Origin of the sequence: Paraclostridium sp. (genome assembly GCF_051656405.1) — a bacterium.
Classification (GTDB): domain Bacteria; phylum Bacillota; class Clostridia; order Peptostreptococcales; family Peptostreptococcaceae; genus Paraclostridium.
The window spans coordinates 108676-130072 of record NZ_JBOGBV010000069.1 but is presented as its reverse complement, the minus strand read 5'-3'; the positions used below and the strand labels follow the sequence as shown (position 1 = coordinate 130072).

The following is a 21397-nucleotide window of genomic DNA, read 5'->3' as shown; positions in this document are numbered from 1 at the left end:
CAGGTATCTAGTTCAACTATTGTTATAGCTGTATCTATAGGATTAGCTATAATGCTTTCATTTGGATTAGCAAGAGTTGTTTATAATATTCCTCTATACAAGATTTTAACAGTATTATATTTAATTATTTTCCTTATTGCATTATTTACAGAACCCGCATTTTTGGCAATAGCGTTCGATGCTTCAGGTGCAACCACGGGGGCACTTGCAGTTCCATTCATTTTAGCTCTTTCTATAGGAGTTTCTGCATTAAAGAAAGACAGTAAATCCTCCGAAAAAGATAGCTTTGGATTAGTTGCTATAGCATCTATTGGAGCTATAATTTCTGTTATGATTTTAAGTATTTTTTCTAAGAACAGTGGATTTTCATCTGATATTAGCCTAGATATGTCCGAAACAACATCTATATTAGGTCCATTTATTAAATTAATTCCACATACTATAAAGGAGAGTTTTATAGCTCTATTACCATTAGTTATCATGTTTTTTATACTACAGAAAATATCATTTAAATTAAGCAGTAAAGCTTTTAATAAAATATTAAAAGGATTTGTTTACAGTTTAGTCGGTCTAGTATTGTTTTTAGTTGGAGTAAATGCTGGATTTATGGATGTTGGAAATACAATTGGATATAATATTGGAGCTTTAAATAATAATTTTTATATTATAGCAGTTGGATTTATTCTTGGTCTAGTTACAATCTTAGCAGAACCTGCGGTATATGTACTAACACATCAAATTGAAGATGTTACGAGTGGTTATGTTAACAGAAAGTCAGTGTTAATAGCACTTTCCTTAGGTGTTGGGGTCGCGATAGCTCTTTCTATGATAAGAATTTTGATTCCACAAATTCAACTATGGCATTATATTTTGCCAGGATATGCAATTTGTATTGCTATGACTTACTTTGTTCCTAAACTATTTGTTGGTATGGCATTTGATGCAGGAGGAGTCGCTACTGGCCCAATGACTGCAACCTTTATTTTAGCATTTACTCATGGAGTTGCTGAATCAATTGAAGGAGCAAATGTTCTAATAGATGGCTTTGGAATGATAGCAATGGTAGCTATGACTCCAATAATAACATTGCAAATATTAGGATTAATTTTTAAGTTAAAATCTAAAAAAGGAGGGGGCCTAGAAGATGAACAACAAATTCAATAGTATTGAACTAGAGTTAATTTGTGTAATAGTAAATTTTAATTTAGGAAGTAAAGTTTTAAAACATGCAAAACAGAATGGTATAACAGGCGGTACTATTTTTTTAGGGAAAGGAACTATTAAAAATCCTATTTTAGAGTTTTTGGAGTTGGCTGAATCTAGAAAAGAAATTATATTGATGGCATCTGATAAGGATACATCCTATAACGCTTTAGAACAACTCAATAAAAAGTTTTGTTTTCATAAGCAAAATCATGGAATAGCCTTTAGTACTTCTCTAACTGATATAATAGATGCCCATTATTCAAATAGCTATAAAAAAACTGAAGAAAGTAGAGGTGTTGAAAGTCCAATGTACAATCTTATTTATACTGTCGTAGACAGAGGAAAAGGTGAATTTGTAGTGAAAGTTGCAAATAAGGCGGGATCTAGGGGAGCTACGATTATAAATGGTAGAGGATCGGGTATACATGAAACTAGTAAAGTGTTTGCTATGGAAATAGAACCGGAAAAAGAAATTGTATTAATAATATCACCAAGTAATTTAACAGATTCAATAGTATCTTCAATTAGAGATGAACTTAAAATTAATGAACCAGGCAATGGTATAATTTTTGTTCAAGATGTAAATAAAGCATATGGTTTATATTAGTTTTTAAGTTTATTTTAAGGTTGCTGATTTATATTATATTTATCCGAATAAGCAAAGTACTACTAATGAGGAAAATAAATTAAAAATATGTCAAGATTAGTATGAACCTAATCATGAAGTTTCAAGTAAATCTAATATCTTTAAAAATAAAAATCTTGACTATATTTTCAAAAACTTTCCAGAAAAAGCCCTTACTATTAAATTAGTAAGGGCTTTTTTGCAAAGTTTAATTATCTAATTAGCTTTCAATAGGTTTATACCCGCAATTGACTAAAATATCTTGTCCTTTTTGACTAAAAAGATAATCTTCAAACTTGTTAGCCTCATCACGAACTTTACTAGCCTTTATAACGGCTACAGGATACACTATAGGGGAATGAGTATTGTCTTTTGTTGTTTCAACAATTTTTATATTATCTACACCTAGAGTGTCACTGTAGTAAACAAAACCTGCTTGCGTATTTTCAGATTGAGTCCAGGCTAAAACTTGTTTAACATCTTTTGCAAAGACTAAATTATCTTTTAATTTATCTTCTAAATTTAAGTTAGTTAATACTTCTGATGCGTATTTTCCAGCAGGAACACTTTCAGGCTCTCCAATTCCTAGTTTTTGCACCTTATCAGTTGTTAAATCATTTATAGATGATATATCACTGTTTTTCGGAGCTATTAAAACCAAATCATTCTTTACTAAGTTTTTATATGTATTTTCTTCTAATAATTTTTTTTCGTCTAGTTCCTTAATTTGTTTTTCACCTGCTGATATAAAGACATCGCAAGGAGCACCTTGTTCTATTTGCTTTTGTAACGATCCAGATCCTCCAAAGTTTACTACTAAATCAACATTTGGATTACTTTTTTCATAGTCTTTTTCTATTTTTTCCATCGCTTCTTTTAAACTGGCAGCTGCGGAAATACTTAAAGTTACCTTCTCAGACGAATCTTCTTTTTTAGGAGTGTTTGAACTGCACCCAACTAAAAACAAACTACTTGCCAAACACAATAATAATATTTTTTTACTTAATCTCATAATATCCTCCCAATACTTAAACAATAGCTTAACACTGGTATTTTACCACAAAAAGGAACTTGATTCGATTATTTTCGATTTTTCGTAAAGTATTTTTAGAAATTGATATTTAATTAAAATATTAAATTCTTTAAGTTTATTTTAAGGTTTAGCTATTATACTAAACTTGTCCACATAAAAGAAACATTAATGCTAAAATACAGGTATTTGAAAAAATACTGTACTCACTTAATAACATTTTTATTATGATTTAAGAGCACTTACAATATGTAAGTGCTCTTTTATTTTGATTAGATATCTAAAGTATTTAATTATTATATTTATAAATTTGTAATGAACATGTACAAATTTAGTATCCATTGAATTTATTAGTATCTTTGAAAAATATCAAATCTAAAAAGTTAAAACCAAATGAACTGCTGAAAGATATTATTAAGATTTTCGGTATATCAAACTTATTAAAAATTATTGATAATATAAATAAAATCAAAAAACTAAATAAGAAATATTTGAAAAAACTAGTAATTCTTTTCTTTGATTCTGTTTTATTTAAGTTCTTTAGTTGTAAAATAGCTACTATAATTACATAAAATGTACACAATAAAAAGCTTACCATGTAAATAGATATGAATTTATGAATAATCCAAGCATCAAGAGCATTAGCAAAAGCCAAAACTAAGATTAATAAAATAGTTAAAAATGATATTATGCTAAGTAAAACTTTACTTAATTTAATTAGTTTATAATTCATTATGATTTCCTTTACTTTTTTAAATTTATAAATATATTAACATGTAATCTTAGCGTAAATACATGAGGTGGACTAAAATGGGCATATTTAGGAGTGAAAACTAAGATTTAAATAATAAAAAAGCCAATATAGATATCTATATTGGCTTTTTGTAGAATATATGGTTATTAAAGACCTAAGTCATCACTTATGTCTCTCATGGCATTAAGTGATAACTCTGCAAACTCTGGAAATGGAATTCCAAGCTCCTCTATACTTTTCATTGCTTCTCTATTAGCTCCAGCAGCAAATCTTAGTTCTTTCATTCTTTTAGTTATAGACTTTACTTTTACACTAGATATCTTTTTATCTGGATAAACTAATGTTATAGCTGTTATAAATCCTGTTATTGGATCAGCAGCATAAATTGCTTTATCCATTAATGAAATTCTTTCTGTACCATTATCTTGATTGTGAGCCATAATAGCATGATGAATATCTTGATTACCGATATTTTCTTGCTTTAATATATCTATAGCAAGAATTCCATGTTTTTTCATATCATCTGGATTGTTTTTGCAATCTAGTAAATCTGAATCAATATCATGTAGTAGTCCTGCTATTGCCCAATCTTCCTCATTTTTAGGATCTAATTTTTTAGCCAGTGATCTCATAACTGCCTCAACTGCATAAGAATGTTTTATTAAGTGCTCAGATTTTAAATTCTTAGTCAATATATCCACACTTTTTTCTCTCATAGATTCTATCTCCTTTATATTGTTTATTTTATTTGTAAAGATTTTATAGATTGGATAAAATCTTTAATTAACTCCATAGAAACTCTGAATTTCACGATATCATAATAGTAACTTGTTCTATATAAACTAGGTATTTACCTTTAAAAAAATAGTATCAATTGTATTATTAAGTAAAAAATAGATAGATTAATTTGTATTGATTAAGTACATATTTTTTGATATAGTAATAAACTATAATAAAAGTTTAATAAATTTAGTTTTATAGGGTTCCGCAGTTAAAATTTATAACTGGTCTGGTCCGAGATAAAACGCACAGTATTCTGTGTTCACGGAAGGACAAAAGCCTGGGAGATATTTTTTATATCGCCTGGGCTTTTTTATGTTTTACTAATAAACTTTTATTTAAAACTTTAAGGAGAGTGGTAATTATGAAATGGTTAGTGTTAGTAATTGCAGGTATATTTGAAGTATGGTGGGCTGTAGGACTGAAATACTCAGAAGGATTTACAAAGTTAGTTCCAAGTGTTTTAACTGTAATAGGTATGATAGCAAGTTTTTACTTCTTATCATTAGCATTAAAAGAACTGCCACTAGGAACAGCTTACGCTATATGGACAGGAATAGGAACTATTGGTACTGTTATCTTAGGTGTGTTTTTATTTAAAGAGCCCATGGATTTTGTTAGACTAGTGTGTATTGGATTTATAGTAGCAGGAATAATAGGTCTAAAACTAGTGTCTCAACATTAATAAAGTAATAAAATGAGACATTAGAATATTAAGAAGATAATTTATTAATAAAGCCATTATAGTCTATTTAACTGGGCTATAATGGCTTTAAATTATATTATAAAGTATTTTCAGATTTATATAGTTTGTTTCAATAAAGCAGTAATTTCTCCTAAATGATATACATTTAATACATGAAGAGCTCTTGTACAACAAGTGTAAAGAAGTAATCTTTCATCTTCACTATTATAATTTTTATTACTAGCATCATATATAAAAACAACATCAAACTCAAGACCTTTAGCCAGGTATGAAGGGATTACTATTACACCGTTTGTATAATAATCATCATCTTTTTCTATAGAACTTACATCGATATAACTTTCTTTTAAAAAGTTATATAAAACTTTAGTTTCACGAGCTGTTTTAGTAATAATTCCTATAGATTTATAATTCTTTTCTGAATAAGATTTTATATCTTCAACCAGTTTTTCATTCATAGAACTTTTATCTGAGAAAGAAACTACAGTAGGTTCATCACCATGTCTTTCAACGTACTCATCATTTATATTTTCACTAAGAAGACTTCTTGAAAATTTAGTGATTTCCATAGTTGAACGATAGCTCTTTGTTAGGTTTATTATGCAAGTATCATTTTGGGATATATTATAAATGTTGTTATAGTTTCCAATATTCATAAATGGATTAATTGATTGATTTATATCCCCTAATATAGTCATGTTAGCAGATTTAAAAAGTTGATAAAAAATTTCATACTGCAATGGAGTGTAATCTTGTGCCTCATCTATAATTACATACTTAATTTGAGAAGTAGTTGGAATATCCCCAAGTGCTCCTTTTAAGTATAAAAGTGCAACTTGATCTTCATAATTAAGTATCTTTGCATTTAAATTATCTACTGTGTAAGTTTTTATATGATTTATAAAACTATTATCATATTCAATGGTTATTTTATTTAAAAACGTAGTTAAATTTTTAAACAGATCTTTGTAAATCTCAATTAAATTAAATTCTGTCATTTTAGAAATAGAATCATATATATCTTTTAAATTTTCTTTTACAATTAGGGTACTTTTTTCTATCATTTCTTCTTTTTGTATAAAGTCTCCAGACTCGAAAAATTCTTGATATATTTCGTCAATCCAAGACTGTTCATATGGTTCAATAAGGAATATAATTCTTGATTTAATCTTTTCTAATCTTCTTTTAATTGGCAGATTTGAATAATCATTAAAAAATAGACTTTTTATATCTTCAGAGGAAATTATTAACTTACCCCTTACAACGATATCTTTAAAACCTCTATCTATTGTTTCTACGTAATTTATATACTGTTTTAAAATGTCCACAAATTCTACCGATGTTTTAAATTTTATATTTTTGATTCTATCTTGATATGTTAATTTTTCATTAGAATCAAGTATATATTCCATCATTTCTGAAGGAGATTCTTTTTTTAACTTATTCCCCAATTCTTTATGCATATAATCTTTAAAGGTTGTTTGATACATATTATCTTCACCAAGTTGAGGTAAAACATTTGAAATATAGTCATTAAATATATTATTTGGAGAAAATATTATTATATTTTGAGGTGTTACTTTATCTCTATGTTTATATAATAGATATGCAATTCTATGAAGTGCAACAGAAGTTTTTCCACTTCCGGCAGCTCCTTGAACAATTAGGTTTTTATAATTTTCGTTACGAATTACTTGATTTTGCTCTCTCTGAATAGTTGTAACTATACCTTTCATCTTATCATCAGCATTCTTACTCAGAAGTTCTTGTAACATTTCATCATCAATACTTAGGTTACTATCGAACATATACTCAATTTTACCATTATTGATTTTATACTGTCTTTTACCAGTGATTTCTCCAGAGATTGTACCTTCTGGGCATTCATAATGGGCTTGTCCAGTTTCATAGTCATAAAACATACTTGAAATAGGTGCTCTCCAGTCATACACAAGAAAATCATAATCCTCATCAACAAGATTTGATAATCCAATATAACACTTTTGAGTATCTGATTCGTTATCTTCAACAAAGTCAATTCGACCGAAATAAGGAGATTCAAGCATTCTTTTATACTTTTTTTTAAGTTTTTGGGTAAATTCATGACTTCTTTTTTGATTTTTCATAATATCCATAAATGACATAAAATCTGAAAGTTGATCTAATCCATTTTCTATAGAAACAGATCCTAAATCACTCCAGAGTTCTCTTTGTGTTTCTATAGCATCTTTTTTAAACCTATCTTTAGCACTACGCTTTTCATCAAGCTGTTTCTTAGCCTCGGTAAGAACTCTTTGTAACCATTCATTTTCAAGATTCAATTCATAATTATTTAGACTCATAATATACCCTCCTTGATTATATAAATTAGCTTGTTTAATTTGCTCTATAAATTATATAGGAATGAGGAGATATTCATAGTCTTAAAAAAATTAGTTATTTATGGTATAATTATAGTAGAGAGAGTGATACTAGCCTCTTTGATAATGAAAATGTAGTTTAAATCATTATAAAAAACACACTCAAAAATGTCTAGTAAAAAAGCCATTATAGTCCTTTATTAGGATTATAATGGCTTTAAATTTATTCTATTAATTATTAAAATTCAAATATAAACAACTTTTCAATTGGAGTATTTAATTCTTTTGATATCCTCATTGCCAGTTCAAGAGAAGGGTTGTATTTAGCATTTTCTAAACGAGCTATAGTCTCTCTTCTAACACTAACTTTATTAGCTAGCTCTTCTTGAGTTAATTCATTAAATTGACGATACTTTTTTAAATTACTAATAAACTTTGTCATAGCTTTAAACCCCAACATCAAATTTGTAAGTTAAAAATGCCCATAAATTTGCTGCTAGTGCAAATGAAATTGATAATATTAATAGTTGAAGTCTATAAAGTGTTAATATATCTACTGTATATATTCTAATTAATACACTTGCAACTATTGCTAAGGGAAGGCAGACTCTAAGTGATATATAACCTGCCTTATGTTTATTACAAATAAAGCGCTCGTCTTCACAATCACCTAACTTATACCACCAGATATTACCTAGAAATGAAAAGAATCCAAAGTATAAAAAGTCTAATGGGTCACCATGTAATCCATTAAATCCTTGTAACCCAAACAAACAAAATAGAAATGAATATTTATTTATATATTTCATAAATTAATCCCCCTCGATAATGTGATATATTTATATCTTTATATTACATATATATCACGTTAACTTTGAGATTATTACTTAAAACTGAAAAATATAACTAACTATGAAATTAAATAAAGATATTTCAGCTTTTAATTTTATAGATATATGTAATTTTAATATATAGATTAAACAATGATGAACTATATTATGAAGTTCAGAAACTTGCTTAGCATTTGAAAATGAATTTTCCAAGTACGATTCTTGTCTAGAATTACTATTTACAATAAACAAAAAAGGCAACAGAATCGATTCTATCGCCTTTTACATTGAAATATATAGGGTTTACTCTTTATAAGCTTAAAACTGATATAACTTGATTTTATGCAAATAAGTTACGTAATTAAAAGTTTTCGCCAGATGGAAGTACTAAACATAGAATTATATATAGTATTATACTGACACCACCTAATACGAATAAAACTCTAATTAGTGTAGGGCTAATACCTGTGAATTCTCCTATACCTCCACAAACACCACCTATCATACGATTATTTTCTGATCTATATAATTTACATTTACTCAAAATTAACGCCTCCTTTTTTAATCTACGAAATAAAATATTGGTTTTAATATGCTGCGAGCATTATTTAAAAATGTATCCTGATTTAAACTATGATCTATAATTAAACTTTTTGAAGTTACTGTAATTAAAAATATAGAAATTAGTATGAACAAACCAACTCTAAATGCAGTTCTAAATAATTTCCAACATATAGCAAGTATCAAAAAAATTATACTCAATATAATTAAAAGAAAAATTGTCATATACTCACCTCTTTCTATGCTTTACAAATACTATTATAAACATAGAATCTTAATTGAATATAAAAACAACCTTAAAAAAACATTAAATAATTAAATTTAAAAATTACTTAATACCGTGGGTTTTATGAATTTATGCATAGAGTTTAAACTTAAAATTTCATAGTATTTTTTATATTTCACTCCGGAATTTTCATATCTGAATCCATAAGAATAATTTTAATATATTTTTATGATAAGCTTGAATAAATATAGTAACAAAATTTATATAATATAAATGAAAAGGAGCTTTTTTATGTCTAAGGAAGTATGTCCAAAGTGTGGAAGTTCTGAATTTGGTAAAGGTATATTAACGGGGGCTTACCTAACCCCAGAAGATAAGATATTTTCAGGAGGTCATAAGTTAATTTTGGAAGTATGTACGGAGTGTGGCCATGTCATAGACATGACAGTAAATAAGCCATATAAATTTAAAAAATAAAGTATAGTTATGGTATTATTTTAAAAAAATTTAATCAACTATATAATAAAAAGTCCTGATAATCTATTAGTTTAGATTTAGGGACTTTAACTTTATTATAAATTTTATATAAAATAAAAGTATTACAATTACACAGTTTATATTTTGTTTTTAAATTATTAATATTTATAAGGGTAACATGTGAAACTTAATTAGTAAGTTAGAATAATTATTATAAATTTTTATTTTTAATATAAAGGAATTTATAAACTGAGGCTATAATAAAAATATACAATGGATATCAATTAACAAGGGGGAATACGATGAAAATTGCAATAGTAGGATATAGTGGAAGTGGAAAATCTACAATGGCTAAGCAACTATCAGATTATTATAATACTCCTGTTTTACATCTTGATACAGTTCAATTCACACCAGGATGGGTTGAGAGAGATAAGGATGAGGGTCGGGCCCTAACTAAAGAATTTATGAAAAATGAATCTTGGGTTATAGATGGTAACTACAGAGGTTTTTATCAAAGAGAAAGACTAGAACAAGCGGATAAAATAATTTTTCTAAACTTTCCTCGTAGGATATGCTTTTTTAGAGCGTATAAAAGATATCTAAATAATAGAAACAAAACACGTGAAGACATGGCAGAAGGATGCGAAGAAAAATTCGATTTAGAATTTGGATGGTGGATTATTCATAAAGGAAGAACAAAAGAAATAGTTAATAAATACAATCAAATAGAAGAAGAATTTAAAGATAAAGTGGTAGTTTTAAAAAGTCCAAAAGACGTTAAAGGATTTTTAGAAAATATAACTCAGTTTTAAAATTATATAAAAGCTATTATAAAAAAGTCATGAATATCCTAGTTGCTTAGGTTTTCATGACTTTAATTTTAATCTTCCTTATTCATATCGATAGCGTTTATCTGATTATTATTGTATGTATTGTAATATATAGATATAGATGGAAAATCACTAAGTATTCCAAATATACCTAGCCCTTAAGATTGAGGAGTTAGGGTAAGTCTACTCCATTTAGTATTATGAGCTTGATTAGTATTTATACCCATATGCTGAATAAGGACAATAGAACTGTAGATATTTTTCAAAATTTGATTGTATATATTCAACACTGTGATTACCAGGAAAAATATGGTTTTGGGAATTCATATTATTTACTTGTAACATTGAATGTAAAACTGAACACCCTTCATAAAACCTACCTTCATCTCTATCACCTGCATCAAGATATATATCAATATCTAAAGAAATTGGATTGTTTCTACAAATGTGAATTGGATCATACTTTTTCCACATAACATTATCACTAAAATAAATTTTATCGTCATCTTCAAATTGTAAATCTAGAGCAGGCATATGGCCTCCTACTTTTGAAAATAAATGTGGATGCCTAAATGCATTGTGAAGAGCTATATATCCACCAGCAGATGCTCCGCCTATATATCTCCCATTTCTACTCTGTATAGTATTAAAAGTATTATCTACCAAAGGTATTATTTCTTTTATAAAGTAGTCTTCATACATTCCTATGTTTACAACTCTATTATCAATTGGATTTACAACTTCCTTACACACTATTGATGAGTTTAAACCTCTGCTATTATCCATTCTTGGGCATACTATTATAATAGGGTTAATTTTATTATTTTTTATCATTTCACTAGCTTTAGTGTTTATGTCTACTTCGGACATTATGTTTTCGTTTCCGTTTCTGCCATGCAAAAAATATAATACAGGTAATGGACCTAAAATTTCGTAGTTTTCAGGTAAATACACAAGCAATGGCATTTCTTTACCTAATATATTACTGTAGAACTTTAATTTTTCTAATTTTGATTCTTTCATTTATAAAATTCCCCTTTTTTATATTTAATTTTTACTTCTAACATACATACTTATAATATCACTATTGGTTATGTTTTTAATTTAACCTAATTACCCCATATATGCAGCAATAACTATTATAGAAATTATTGATATTATATCTACTACAAATATTAAAATGTAATGGACGGCTAATTTCATATTTTTATTTATTGTCCAATAAATAATAGATAAAATACAATAAGCTAAAAAGGTCCCTAGAATTATCAGTGGAAATTTATATGGATTAATATAAGGATTAATAACAAAAAAATAGGATGGTCCGTACAAAAAAAAGATAGTTACAATTAATCCTATAATCCAATCAATCAGATTTCTGTATTTACTCATTTTTAAAACACTCCATTCAAATTAATAATAAAATTAAACTGATTACACAAATTAAAAATTATACTGTTAATCAGCTTAATAACAATTATACAAGAACGATAGATATATGGATTAAAATTGGATTAATATAGATTTATTTTGGAGTGAGATTTATAATTTAAAATATATAACTAAATGTTTTTTGAAGTAGTTTAAGAGAATCTTAAGGGGGGATACTTATAAATAACTATAAATTTAAATTTGATACTAAGCAAAAAATAATCGAAATTATAAACTTATCATTATTAATTTTTATGATAGCATATCTAATCATTAACTGGAATAATATAGGTGACAATGTAGCATCCCATTATAATTCAGTTGGTCAAATTGATTCATGGGGAAGTAAAAGTAGTTTAATAATACTCCCTATAATTACAATGATAGTAAATGCATCTATGAGTAGTATATTGTTTTTCCCACAAGCACTAAATATACCTGTAAAAATAACTGAAGAAAATTACGTTAAGGTTTATGACTTAACGAGAGGTTTGATGAATTTTACTAAGATAGCAATTAATATTTCATTTTTATACATGACTATTATGTCAGCAAATGGTAAACCGTTAGGAACTTGGTTTTTACCAATTTTTTTAACTATAATATTTATGCCAATGGCTATATATTATATAAGAGTGAGAAAAGTATAGAAAAAAGCAGATTAATATCTGCTTTTTTCTTATGTATTAAAATTTTAATGTGTATTTAAGATATAGGATTTTACTAGATTTTTTCCCATTCTTTTTTATAAATTTCATATACGTTCAAATCACAACAGCCTTTACCATTAGAAATTTCTACGTTTTTAAGAGTTTCTACATAAGACATACCGCATTTTAACATATATATTTTCCCCTTTTACTTATCTATTTTGTATAAATTATATATGTATATAAGATGTTATTCTATATATAAGAATTTTAATATAAAAAATTCGCTTCGCTTGAGCGACTACGTCTGCGAACCACTTCATGTCGTCAACGTCCACTTGGGAGACTCGTGTCCCGTTACTCAAACGACTTCGTCCGTTGCTCAAAATGTCATTTTTTACTTTTATCAAAACATTGGTATCACTACGTTTTATAAGTTACCTACAAATATTAGTTAAATATAATTTCCTTAAGTGTAAAAAATTAAAATTTGATTTATAGGGGTAACAAGTTATTCTGAATAGTTTGTCCAATAGATATAATTATTTATTGTATGAATTTAGAAAATATACTTTAACATTTTATGGTATAATAAAAATCAGGAATTGAAATCTATAGAGTGGTGTTCCATTAGACTTTCTAGCCTACTTCTAAAAGGAAGGAGGTGAGAAGTATGGAACTAAAGATAATTGTTAGTGCTATAAGCACTGTATGTATTGGTCTTTTGACTAATTACATATATGACAAATTAAAAAACCACTCTAGTCGCCCAACTAAGAGTGGTATAGAACTTGATATAAAAATCAAATTCAAGCATTTCAAATAAATTAATTTGGAATATCACTCTACTGCGAATAGAATTCAATTCCTTTTTTATATTTATATTATATCACAATTCAACATCTTTTAAACTTAATTTTTAAAATAGATAAACAGGATTTAAAGATCCTTATAATTTATAACTTTTTCTTCTCCAGATATCATATTTTTTATTTTTATTTCATTATTATCAACTTCACTTTCTCCAATAAATATTACATTATTTATATTTAATTTATTTGCATAACTTAATTTTTTCTTTAAACTATCATCTTCAAAATAAATACTTACGTTGTATCCTTTTTCATTTAAGTCTGACATAACCTTTCCGCTATATTCAAGTGTATTACCTATTGGTATTATTAAATAATCAGAACTAGACTTTATATTATATCTATCTATGAATCCAATTTCTTTTAAAACAAAGAATAATCTTGTTAATCCAATAGATATTCCAACTCCAGGTAATATATTATTTGTATAATTCTCGGCTAAATTATCATATCTACCACCAGAGCAAATAGATCCAAACTGTTCATTGCCTATAAGGAATGTTTCAAACACACTTCCTGTGTAATAATCTAATCCTCTGATTATCTTTAAATCAACTTCAAATTCATTATCTTTTACACCTAAAATTTTCAATGTAGATACAACTTTTTTTAATTCATCTAATCCTTCAGAGAAACATTCATTTTGGATGTTTAAATTCACTAACTTATCTAGTAGAATGTCATTTGACTCATTAAGATTTAGTAAGTTAGTTAAGTAAATACTTTTTTCATCTCCGATAATATCACGTAAACTTTTATTAAAAGCGTCTTTACCTATTTTATCATATTTATCTATAAGAGTTACAACCTCTTGAACATCGTCTATTTGTAATTGAGATAACACTCCTTTTAAAATTTTTCTATTACTAATTTTAAACTTATAATCGTTTAAACCAATAGACTTAAATGCTTTAGATGCTAGACTAATTACCCATGCATCATTGTAGACACTTAGTTTATCTTTTCCAATGACATCTACATCTAACTGGTAAAACTCTCTGTATCTACCCCTTTGATTTCTTTCGCCTCTATATACTTTACCTAGCTGATATTTTTTGAAAGGAAATACTAGATCGTTATAGTTTTGTGCTACATATCTTGCAAAAGGCACTGTTAAATCAAATCTTAAAGATAAATCATTTTTTCCTTTTTCAAATCTATAAACTTGCTTTTCTGTTTCGCCACCACTTTTAGCTAGTAAAACACTAGATTTTTCTATTATAGGTGTATCAATTGCTAAACACCCGTTATTCTCATATATATTTGTGATTTTTTTTACTATGTCGTTAAAAATTGCTTGATCATTAGGTAGTAACTCCATGAATCCTGGTAAAATACTTGGTTTTATATAGTTGTTTTTCATATAATATCGCTCCTATTTAAATAAATTATTTTTAATATTAAAAAAGCCATGTAGGCATATATCCCACATGGCTTAATAAATTACAAATACACTTAATTTATCATTCCTAGAGATACAAGCCTACGCGAACAGACTTGTATCTGCTTAAACAGACCAAGTCTCTAGAAATGGTGATGTATTAAATTTAATCTAATAAGTGTATTCATAATAATCCTCCTAAAAAATAATTTATAAAGATAATAGTCTAATAAATAAAAAAAGTCAATAATAATTTTTAGAATCTATTTTCATTAACACACAACCTTTAAAATTCTAAAACAAAGACTGCGAATAGAATTATTGTTGATATTGCAAAAAATATTAAAGAAACTCCAGCTTTCTTTTTTCTAGATTCAATTATTTGTTTATCTAGATCACTCATGTGAGACAAATACTTCTTTCTTCCTATCAAATACAGTAATAAACCACTACTGTTATTTCCCCCTATTGCAAAAAACCCCCAAGCCTTTGGATGTTTAAATCCTCTACTTTTTGCATCAAGCTCTGTCATTTTAAAAACTTGATAAGCTAGAGTTGATGCTCCTAAAATTGAAATAAAAATCAATACAATTAAATACCATCTCATATAAACTCTCCTTAAAATTTCTTGATTATTTGGTAAAATAATGCCGTTATACTTAAAATTCCAATTGAGGCTGTACCTATTATTAGATAGTTGTTTTTTGAAATTACACCATTAAAAAAGATAAATAAAATAAATAGAATGATGTTTACCCCAAAGGCTATTAAAAGTTTTTTATTGCTACTAACAATATTTGTGCTTTCCTCCAAATGTTTTATCATTTCAGAATCTCCTTTTAGTAATTCATCTAAACTGACATTATATAAATCACTTAGTTTAATTACACTTATGATATCAGGATAAGATTTTTCATTTTCCCAATTTGATATAGTCTGTCTAGAAACTTGTATTTCTTCTGCTACTTTTTCTTGAGTTAACTTAGATTCTAGTCGTGATTTTTTTAATTTATTTCCAATTTCCATAATGTTTCTCCTTCTATCAAAATCTTGTCATATTTAATTAAATTCGTCTATCAAAATACCTTTACATAGTGTATTTTACAATGTCAAAAATATTTTACATGGCTAAATTTCAACGTTTTTTAAATTATATATAGTTAAATCATATCACATAACAAACAATATTTTACAAGCATTTGTGTAGATATACAAATAGAAAAAACCTTAAAATCTAGTAGCTCAGATTTTAAGGTTTTTAGTTTTGAAATTAAACTTAATCGTGCATTTCAAGTTTAATATAGCAAGTTAAGTTATTTTTATCTTTTAATAATTTTAAAATTTCATCATTTCCTATGTTACGTTCCTTTGTAAGATAATCAAGATTCACTTATGGTTCCTCCTAAAAAATGTATAGTAATTTAATTATTATGTGAAATTGTGTATATGTAAAGTACTAAAAATATTTTTTAAGTAATTGAATTATAACAATTTAAGTTTAATTTATTTTTTATAAATTTTGGGTAGTATATAATATTATTAACAATTAAGATATTTTGGATTAAACATCCTATAAAGGAGATGATTTCTTGAAGAAATTTACATGTGAAAGTTGCAAAAGTAAATTATATGCAAGAGAAGTTCCAATCTTTTCTTCCTTAGAAAAAGATGAGATGAATAAAATAGCTACTAATATGGATCACCTTACCTTTAATAAGGGAGATATACTTTGCACAGAAGGCGAAGAATCATATAAGTTGTTTATATTAAGTAGTGGATCGGTAAAACTTTCAAAGTTTACTAATGAAGGTAAAGAACAAATAGTACATATTCTAAAGGAGGGTGAATTCTTTGGAGAATCTAACCTATTTGAAAGTAGAGCTATTAGTAACTTTACAGCAACTATTTTAGAAAAAACTAACGTATGTATAATGTCTAAAGATAACTTTGAAGAGGTTTTAAGCAAGAACCCAAATATAGCTTTTAAGATAATAAACCAGCTTAGTAAAAGATTAGTAGAGACGGAGAATATAGCCTTAAATTTAGCTACAAATGATGTTCATTCAAGGATCGCAAACATGCTTTTAGATTTTAGTAAGAAATACGGAGTTAAATCCAATGAAGGTATTATAGTTAGGATGCCTATAAGTAGAGAAGGTATGGGGAATTACTGTGGTATTACACGAGAAACTATAAGTAGAAAACTTCCTATGTTTGAAGATATAGGGGCTATAAAATTAAAAGGAAATAAAACTATAATAATAAAAAATTTAAATCAGTTGAAAGAATTTATTTACTAATAAAAAAGCTATAGTGGTTTAACTATAGCTTTTATATATATCTATGATTTTACTAGAATATTAAATAATTTTACATCACTTAGAGCCTGTACTCCGTAATTTATATCTGATTCCATTGCAACGATATCTCCTTCATTTAATATTACTTCTTCATCTTCGTTGTATAAAATTTTACAACTACCTTCTATCATTACAAATAAAGTTTCCATTTCATAATATTCTTTATCTATGCTTTCACCTTTTGCAAATGAGAAGAATCTTATTTCTGTATTATCGTTATCTATTAAAGCTTTGCTAGCAATTTTGTTTCCCGTGTGACTTATCATTTCATTTAGGGCTATTTTTTTAAAAGATTCAATATTTCTTAAGTATTTCATATACTAATCCTCCTTAACTACGACTAAAAGCATCTTCATATCTTCTTTTGCTGTTACTTGATGAGGTATATTTGCTGGCATTACCACAAATTGACCCTTAGTGGCTTCCATTGAGTCATCTCCTATTTTTACAGTTGCAACCCCTTCATGTATATAAATTAAAGCATCGCCTTTTGCTGCATGAGGACCAACCCCCTCACCTTTTCCAAATGCTAGAACAGTTATGCCTACACCTTTTTTCTGAGCCATAGTAACTGTTTCTATTTGACCATCTTTACAACTTACTAAACTATCAAAATCTATGCTTTGTCCTTTTACAATGTTCTTTATTAATTCACTCATATCATAATCTCCTTTTAATGTATTTATTTTATAGGTACATTATATTTGAATCCTTAAAATAAAAATGTGATTATAATCAAAGTTTTAAGTTTATTTAAAGTGTAAGTTGTATAGGAAAATGGTATAAAGTATAAGCGTAGGGTGTACATATGAGTTATACCAATATTATAAACTTAGGTACTTTATTAAAGTTAAGAAAAATTATATAATAAATCAATTGTATGTGAAGGTGTAGAAAATGATGAGCAGTTAGAGATTATAAAGAATATAGATTATGAAAAAATTTATATACAAGGATTTTTCTATTCTAAGCCAATTACTGTTGAAGAATTAGAGCACTTTACTATAAAGTAGAGTTAATAATAAATGAATTTAATTAAAATTGACAGAAAAGACTATCTATTACTAAATATATATGTTATAATAATATTTGTAGAGATACAAAAGTAAATCAAGATTAGGTCTTGATATGGTTAATAGGAGTACATTTTAATGGAAAATGGAATAGTAAAATGGTTTAACAATGAAAAAGGATTTGGTTTCATAACAGTAGATGGAGGAGAAGATGTATTCGCTCATTTCTCAGCTATACAAACTGATGGGTTTAAATCATTAGAAGAAGGTCAAAAAGTAAGCTTTAATATAGTTAAAGGTGCTAGAGGTCTTCAAGCAGAAAACATAACTATATTATAATATATATATTCATGTTAATTAAAAAGACACAAAAAGTGTCTTTTTTTTATAAAAATTTTTAGATTATACAATATATAATCTATTAGGTGGTGAACTTAATGATTAATTTTACAAACGAATTAATTTTAAAAACATTAAATACATTTTTTTTAGTTGGAGTTTTATTTATTGGATATAAATTAATCTGTTATATTGAAAAAAAGATAACTCTACTAATAGAAAAATATATATAAATTAATCTTTTCAATATTATCATTTAGATATTGAGTATCTAAATTAACATATAACATAGGATTTGAAAATTCATATACAGTATCTTCATACATTTCTAAATTAACAGTTCTATTATTATTTAAATTTAGTAATTAATTTCAGTTCAAACAATAAACTTATAATCACTATTTACTAGCAACATGTTAAAATTTAAAGTCTTTATTACTCAAAATATTTATATACAAAATTTATAAATTAAATTTTAGTAAAAATATGTTTACTCTCATTACTTAGAAAAACGTTATATTAAAAAGATTTCTAAAAAGTACTATTAGTATGAATTTCTAAAATGTATAATTATAATTGGGAATACTAGTATATAGTTTTATAGATTAATGGGGGAATAAAAAGTGAATAAGTTTAATTGTTTAATTTGTAATGAGGAAGTAATTTATGAAAATGAAAGTAAAGAAAGAGTATGTTATTTCTGTAAAGAAACTTATGAATCAGCTATAGTATGTAAAAATAGACACTATGTATGTGATGAATGTCATAGTAGTGATGCATTTACAGCTATAACTAACTATTGTTTAAATAGTGAAAGCGTAAATCCATTGGAAATGGCAGTAGATTTAATGAAGCATCCAGCAATTAAGATGCATGGACCAGAGCATCATTATTTGGTTCCAGCTGTATTAAGCACTGCATTTTTAAACAAAACTAATGAAAAAACAAAGTTAGAGAGTTTATTAAATGAATGCCAAAAAAGAGCTAAGAATGTATTAGGGGGATTCTGCGGATTTTACGGAGCATGCGGAGCTGGTGTAGGTTGTGGAATTTATACTAGCTTAATACAAGAGTCAGGGCCTATGAATAAGGAAGAATGGGGACTTTGCAACTTAATGACATCAAAGGCACTTGAAAATATAAGCAAGTATGGTGGGCCACGATGTTGCAAAAGAGACTCTTTTACAGCGATAGAAACAGCAATAGATTTTACTAAAGAACATTTACATGTGAATTTAGACAAAACTTTAGATTTAAAGTGCAATTTCAATAGTTTAAATAAAGAATGTTTAAATTCAAAATGTAAATTTTATGCTGAGAGTGAATTAGTTTTAGAATTAAATTAGCTTATTAATATATAAATAAAAAAGTATATCCAAAAGGATATACTTTTTTTAGTGACTTTTTCTATTTAATAGCCGTAACTGAAGCAGACATAATGTATTCACCTACATTTAAATTATGGCCCCATTTCTCTTCATATTCTTTAGAAACTGGCTTTATATCTATTTTTATATTCTTAAATCCTGAATTTTCTAAGTAAACTTCTAACTCTTCAACTGAAGAGGCTCCTGTGACTCAGCCACAATATAGTTTTTCATCTTGTTTCATTTCTTGAGTTAAATCTTTCATAAGAACTATGTCTGATATAGATAATCTACCGCCATTTTTAAGAACACGATAAGCCTCATCATATACCCTTTGTTTGTTAGGAGACAGATTTATAACACAATTTGATATTATAACATCAACTAAATCATTTGCTACAGGTAGGTTTTCAATTTCACCTAGTCTAAAGTCTACATTTTTATAATTGTTACTTAATGAATTGTTTCTTGCTTGACTTAACATTTCTGGGGTCATATCTACTCCTATAACTAGCCCTTTATCTCCAACTTTTTTAGATGCTAAGAAACAATCAAATCCAGCTCCACTACCTAAGTCAAGTACAGTTTCACCTTCTTGTATATCTGCAATTAAGTGAGGATTTCCACACCCTAAGCCTAAGTTAGAATCCTTTGGAACTATATCCATATCTTCATTAGAATAGCCTATACTTTTAGATATATCTTCTCCGCAACAGCTTAGATTAGATTCATTTGTTACGATTTTTTTATAACTATCTCTAACTATATTTTTGATCTCTCCATTAGTAATATCCTTCATACTACAAGCACCACCTTTTTAAAGTTTAATAATTAAAATTTTATTACTTAGAACAACCTTCTCGTATCAATCTTGCAAAGTCATTTGGAAGTATTTCATTTTCTTCTATTTCTTTTGCCATTTTTTCAAAATCATATTTTACTTCTATAATTTCTACTTCAACTTTTGATGGAGTTTTAGTTATTTCATCTTCATTTTTTATATCTATAATTACATAGTTTGCATTCGGGTTACCTGTTTTAGGCTTACCAACACTTCCAGCATTAATAAGTAGCTTTTCTCCATAATACTTGGCATATGGAATATGCGTGTGCCCACAAACTAATATATTTTCCACTAACTCACTCATAACCTCATCTGCTTCTTTTGAGTTTTCCTTTAAATACTCATTTATCAGTCTTGTACTTCCATGAACAAATCTTATAGTTTTATTATCAAATGTAAAAATCAATTCTTTTGGTAAATTTTTTAGATACTCTTTGTTTTCTTTGGTTGTGGTTTGACCTGTAAAATGCATTGAAAGTCCTGCTTTTTCTGCATCTTTAGGGTCTGGGTAATCACATCCACAAACTATTTTTAAGTTTCCGATAGCATCATCATAATTTCCCATTATAGTAGGTATCTTATTTTTCTTTAAAGTTTCAATAACTTCATTTGGTCTTGTTCCATAACCGACTAAATCACCTGTGCATACTATCATATCTACATCTTTAGTTTCAATGTCAGCTAATACTGAATCTAGTGCATATATGTTGCTATGTATATCCGATATTACTGCTATTTTCATGTACGTTACC

Annotated in this window: 26 protein-coding genes and 1 riboswitch; of the genes, 11 read left to right on the top strand and 15 right to left on the bottom strand. The window is 26.9% G+C overall.

Annotation, left to right across the window (positions count from 1 at the left end):
* A partial coding sequence (locus ACRDDE_RS11370) for a DUF1538 domain-containing protein (protein WP_438627397.1) occupies window positions 1-1164 on the top strand: 1164 nt, incomplete at its 5' end.
* Window positions 1145-1813 (top strand): P-II family nitrogen regulator, encoded by a 669-nt coding sequence (locus ACRDDE_RS11365; protein ID WP_438627396.1) that lies wholly within the window; start codon window positions 1145-1147, stop codon window positions 1811-1813. The genes ACRDDE_RS11370 and ACRDDE_RS11365, both read left to right, overlap by 20 nt.
* A 238-nt stretch (window positions 1814-2051) precedes the next feature.
* Here the strand turns inward: ACRDDE_RS11365 and modA are convergent, their stop codons facing one another.
* The 3 genes from modA to ACRDDE_RS11350 form a co-directional block, all read right to left on the bottom strand.
* Window positions 2052-2843, bottom strand: coding sequence for a molybdate ABC transporter substrate-binding protein (gene modA / locus ACRDDE_RS11360; RefSeq protein WP_438627394.1), 792 nt, complete (start codon window positions 2841-2843; stop codon window positions 2052-2054).
* 349 nt (window positions 2844-3192) lie between these two features.
* Window positions 3193-3594, bottom strand: a complete 402-nt coding sequence (locus tag ACRDDE_RS11355) for a hypothetical protein (RefSeq protein WP_438627392.1) — start codon at window positions 3592-3594, stop codon at window positions 3193-3195.
* A 167-nt stretch (window positions 3595-3761) separates the two neighbouring features.
* Window positions 3762-4331, bottom strand: coding sequence for an HD domain-containing protein (locus ACRDDE_RS11350; RefSeq protein ID WP_438627390.1), 570 nt, complete (start codon window positions 4329-4331; stop codon window positions 3762-3764).
* A gap of 250 nt (window positions 4332-4581) precedes the next feature.
* A riboswitch (guanidine-I (ykkC/yxkD leader) is annotated at window positions 4582-4684 on the top strand.
* 75 nt (window positions 4685-4759) lie between these two features.
* On the opposite strand from ACRDDE_RS11350, the gene sugE reads away from it, so the two are divergent.
* Window positions 4760-5080 (top strand): quaternary ammonium compound efflux SMR transporter SugE, encoded by a 321-nt coding sequence (gene sugE, locus ACRDDE_RS11345; protein WP_438627388.1) that lies wholly within the window; start codon window positions 4760-4762, stop codon window positions 5078-5080.
* A 116-nt stretch (window positions 5081-5196) separates the two neighbouring features.
* Here the strand turns inward: sugE and helD are convergent, their stop codons facing one another.
* From helD to ACRDDE_RS11325, 4 genes are all read right to left on the bottom strand, one after another.
* Window positions 5197-7443 carry an RNA polymerase recycling motor HelD gene (gene helD / locus ACRDDE_RS11340; protein ID WP_438627386.1) on the bottom strand — a complete coding sequence of 749 codons (2247 nt, stop codon included), beginning with the start codon at window positions 7441-7443 and terminating at the stop codon, window positions 5197-5199.
* Between the two features lie 256 nt (window positions 7444-7699).
* Window positions 7700-7903: a helix-turn-helix transcriptional regulator gene (locus ACRDDE_RS11335; RefSeq protein ID WP_021428797.1), complete on the bottom strand. Its 204-nt coding sequence runs from the start codon at window positions 7901-7903 to the stop codon at window positions 7700-7702.
* Between the two features lie 4 nt (window positions 7904-7907).
* Window positions 7908-8270: a DUF3796 domain-containing protein gene (locus ACRDDE_RS11330; RefSeq protein WP_438627384.1), complete on the bottom strand. Its 363-nt coding sequence runs from the start codon at window positions 8268-8270 to the stop codon at window positions 7908-7910.
* A gap of 382 nt (window positions 8271-8652) precedes the next feature.
* Window positions 8653-8835 (bottom strand): PspC domain-containing protein, encoded by a 183-nt coding sequence (locus ACRDDE_RS11325; protein WP_438627382.1) that lies wholly within the window; start codon window positions 8833-8835, stop codon window positions 8653-8655.
* Window positions 8836-9369: 534 nt separating this feature from the next.
* Here ACRDDE_RS11325 and ACRDDE_RS11320 point away from each other — a divergent pair.
* Window positions 9370-9555: a hypothetical protein gene (locus tag ACRDDE_RS11320; RefSeq protein ID WP_438627380.1), complete on the top strand. Its 186-nt coding sequence runs from the start codon at window positions 9370-9372 to the stop codon at window positions 9553-9555.
* 302 nt (window positions 9556-9857) lie between these two features.
* Window positions 9858-10370 carry a DNA topology modulation protein gene (locus ACRDDE_RS11315; RefSeq protein ID WP_438627378.1) on the top strand — a complete coding sequence of 171 codons (513 nt, stop codon included), beginning with the start codon at window positions 9858-9860 and terminating at the stop codon, window positions 10368-10370.
* A gap of 228 nt (window positions 10371-10598) precedes the next feature.
* Here the strand turns inward: ACRDDE_RS11315 and ACRDDE_RS11310 are convergent, their stop codons facing one another.
* The gene (locus ACRDDE_RS11310) at window positions 10599-11411 is read right to left on the bottom strand and encodes an alpha/beta hydrolase (protein WP_438627376.1); all 813 of its coding nucleotides are present in this window, start codon (window positions 11409-11411) and stop codon (window positions 10599-10601) included.
* Window positions 11412-12073: 662 nt separating this feature from the next.
* On the opposite strand from ACRDDE_RS11310, the gene ACRDDE_RS11305 reads away from it, so the two are divergent.
* Window positions 12074-12469 carry a DUF1648 domain-containing protein gene (locus ACRDDE_RS11305; RefSeq protein ID WP_438627374.1) on the top strand — a complete coding sequence of 132 codons (396 nt, stop codon included), beginning with the start codon at window positions 12074-12076 and terminating at the stop codon, window positions 12467-12469.
* A gap of 673 nt (window positions 12470-13142) precedes the next feature.
* Window positions 13143-13295 carry a hypothetical protein gene (locus ACRDDE_RS11300; RefSeq protein WP_156344284.1) on the top strand — a complete coding sequence of 51 codons (153 nt, stop codon included), beginning with the start codon at window positions 13143-13145 and terminating at the stop codon, window positions 13293-13295.
* Window positions 13296-13408: 113 nt separating this feature from the next.
* Here ACRDDE_RS11300 and hisS read toward each other — a convergent pair whose 3' ends face one another.
* From hisS to ACRDDE_RS11285, 3 genes are all read right to left on the bottom strand, one after another.
* Entirely contained in the window at window positions 13409-14704 is a 1296-nt protein-coding gene (gene hisS, locus ACRDDE_RS11295) for a histidine--tRNA ligase (protein WP_438627372.1), read from the bottom strand.
* Window positions 14705-15008: 304 nt separating this feature from the next.
* Entirely contained in the window at window positions 15009-15329 is a 321-nt protein-coding gene (locus ACRDDE_RS11290) for a hypothetical protein (protein ID WP_438627370.1), read from the bottom strand.
* Window positions 15330-15340: 11 nt separating this feature from the next.
* Window positions 15341-15748, bottom strand: a complete 408-nt coding sequence (locus ACRDDE_RS11285; RefSeq protein WP_438627368.1) for a helix-turn-helix domain-containing protein — start codon at window positions 15746-15748, stop codon at window positions 15341-15343.
* Window positions 15749-16311: 563 nt separating this feature from the next.
* On the opposite strand from ACRDDE_RS11285, the gene ACRDDE_RS11280 reads away from it, so the two are divergent.
* A complete protein-coding gene (locus ACRDDE_RS11280; protein ID WP_438627366.1) occupies window positions 16312-17022 on the top strand; it encodes a Crp/Fnr family transcriptional regulator in 711 nt (236 codons plus the stop codon).
* Window positions 17023-17063: 41 nt separating this feature from the next.
* On the opposite strand, the gene ACRDDE_RS11275 is transcribed toward ACRDDE_RS11280, so the two are convergent.
* Window positions 17064-17399, bottom strand: coding sequence for a hypothetical protein (locus ACRDDE_RS11275; protein ID WP_438627364.1), 336 nt, complete (start codon window positions 17397-17399; stop codon window positions 17064-17066).
* Between the two features lie 3 nt (window positions 17400-17402).
* A complete protein-coding gene (locus ACRDDE_RS11270) occupies window positions 17403-17741 on the bottom strand; it encodes a cupin domain-containing protein (protein WP_438627362.1) in 339 nt (112 codons plus the stop codon).
* 492 nt (window positions 17742-18233) lie between these two features.
* On the opposite strand from ACRDDE_RS11270, the gene ACRDDE_RS11265 reads away from it, so the two are divergent.
* The 3 genes from ACRDDE_RS11265 (at window position 18234) to ACRDDE_RS11255 (ending at window position 19780) form a co-directional block, all read left to right on the top strand.
* Window positions 18234-18434 carry a cold-shock protein gene (locus ACRDDE_RS11265; protein ID WP_021428710.1) on the top strand — a complete coding sequence of 67 codons (201 nt, stop codon included), beginning with the start codon at window positions 18234-18236 and terminating at the stop codon, window positions 18432-18434.
* Window positions 18435-18532: 98 nt separating this feature from the next.
* Window positions 18533-18667 (top strand): hypothetical protein, encoded by a 135-nt coding sequence (locus ACRDDE_RS11260; protein WP_438627360.1) that lies wholly within the window; start codon window positions 18533-18535, stop codon window positions 18665-18667.
* Window positions 18668-19057: 390 nt separating this feature from the next.
* Complete coding sequence (locus ACRDDE_RS11255; RefSeq protein ID WP_438627358.1) at window positions 19058-19780, top strand: DUF5714 domain-containing protein; 723 nt, start codon at window positions 19058-19060, stop codon at window positions 19778-19780.
* A gap of 61 nt (window positions 19781-19841) precedes the next feature.
* Here the strand turns inward: ACRDDE_RS11255 and arsM are convergent, their stop codons facing one another.
* Window positions 19842-20600, bottom strand: coding sequence for an arsenite methyltransferase (gene arsM, locus ACRDDE_RS11250; RefSeq protein WP_438627356.1), 759 nt, complete (start codon window positions 20598-20600; stop codon window positions 19842-19844).
* A 43-nt stretch (window positions 20601-20643) separates the two neighbouring features.
* Window positions 20644-21387 (bottom strand): metallophosphoesterase family protein, encoded by a 744-nt coding sequence (locus tag ACRDDE_RS11245; RefSeq protein ID WP_438627354.1) that lies wholly within the window; start codon window positions 21385-21387, stop codon window positions 20644-20646.
* Window positions 21388-21397 lie beyond the last annotated feature (10 nt).

Excerpts from the sequence above, each read along its gene's own strand:
- ACRDDE_RS11365 (WP_438627396.1), top strand. The coding sequence starts at position 1,145 with ATGAACAACAAATTCAATAGTATTGAACTAGAGTTAATTTGTGTAATA.
- modA (WP_438627394.1), bottom strand. The coding sequence starts at position 2,843 with ATGAGATTAAGTAAAAAAATATTATTATTGTGTTTGGCAAGTAGTTTG.
- ACRDDE_RS11355 (WP_438627392.1), bottom strand. The coding sequence starts at position 3,594 with ATGAATTATAAACTAATTAAATTAAGTAAAGTTTTACTTAGCATAATA.
- ACRDDE_RS11350 (WP_438627390.1), bottom strand. The coding sequence starts at position 4,331 with ATGAGAGAAAAAAGTGTGGATATATTGACTAAGAATTTAAAATCTGAG.
- sugE (WP_438627388.1), top strand. The coding sequence starts at position 4,760 with ATGAAATGGTTAGTGTTAGTAATTGCAGGTATATTTGAAGTATGGTGG.
- helD (WP_438627386.1), bottom strand. The coding sequence starts at position 7,443 with ATGAGTCTAAATAATTATGAATTGAATCTTGAAAATGAATGGTTACAA.
- ACRDDE_RS11335 (WP_021428797.1), bottom strand. The coding sequence starts at position 7,903 with ATGACAAAGTTTATTAGTAATTTAAAAAAGTATCGTCAATTTAATGAA.
- ACRDDE_RS11330 (WP_438627384.1), bottom strand. The coding sequence starts at position 8,270 with ATGAAATATATAAATAAATATTCATTTCTATTTTGTTTGTTTGGGTTA.
- ACRDDE_RS11320 (WP_438627380.1), top strand. The coding sequence starts at position 9,370 with ATGTCTAAGGAAGTATGTCCAAAGTGTGGAAGTTCTGAATTTGGTAAA.
- ACRDDE_RS11315 (WP_438627378.1), top strand. The coding sequence starts at position 9,858 with ATGAAAATTGCAATAGTAGGATATAGTGGAAGTGGAAAATCTACAATG.
- ACRDDE_RS11310 (WP_438627376.1), bottom strand. The coding sequence starts at position 11,411 with ATGAAAGAATCAAAATTAGAAAAATTAAAGTTCTACAGTAATATATTA.
- ACRDDE_RS11305 (WP_438627374.1), top strand. The coding sequence starts at position 12,074 with ATGATAGCATATCTAATCATTAACTGGAATAATATAGGTGACAATGTA.
- ACRDDE_RS11300 (WP_156344284.1), top strand. The coding sequence starts at position 13,143 with ATGGAACTAAAGATAATTGTTAGTGCTATAAGCACTGTATGTATTGGT.
- hisS (WP_438627372.1), bottom strand. The coding sequence starts at position 14,704 with ATGAAAAACAACTATATAAAACCAAGTATTTTACCAGGATTCATGGAG.
- ACRDDE_RS11290 (WP_438627370.1), bottom strand. The coding sequence starts at position 15,329 with ATGAGATGGTATTTAATTGTATTGATTTTTATTTCAATTTTAGGAGCA.
- ACRDDE_RS11285 (WP_438627368.1), bottom strand. The coding sequence starts at position 15,748 with ATGGAAATTGGAAATAAATTAAAAAAATCACGACTAGAATCTAAGTTA.
- ACRDDE_RS11275 (WP_438627364.1), bottom strand. The coding sequence starts at position 17,399 with ATGAAATACTTAAGAAATATTGAATCTTTTAAAAAAATAGCCCTAAAT.
- ACRDDE_RS11270 (WP_438627362.1), bottom strand. The coding sequence starts at position 17,741 with ATGAGTGAATTAATAAAGAACATTGTAAAAGGACAAAGCATAGATTTT.
- ACRDDE_RS11265 (WP_021428710.1), top strand. The coding sequence starts at position 18,234 with ATGGAAAATGGAATAGTAAAATGGTTTAACAATGAAAAAGGATTTGGT.
- ACRDDE_RS11260 (WP_438627360.1), top strand. The coding sequence starts at position 18,533 with ATGATTAATTTTACAAACGAATTAATTTTAAAAACATTAAATACATTT.
- ACRDDE_RS11245 (WP_438627354.1), bottom strand. The coding sequence starts at position 21,387 with ATGAAAATAGCAGTAATATCGGATATACATAGCAACATATATGCACTA.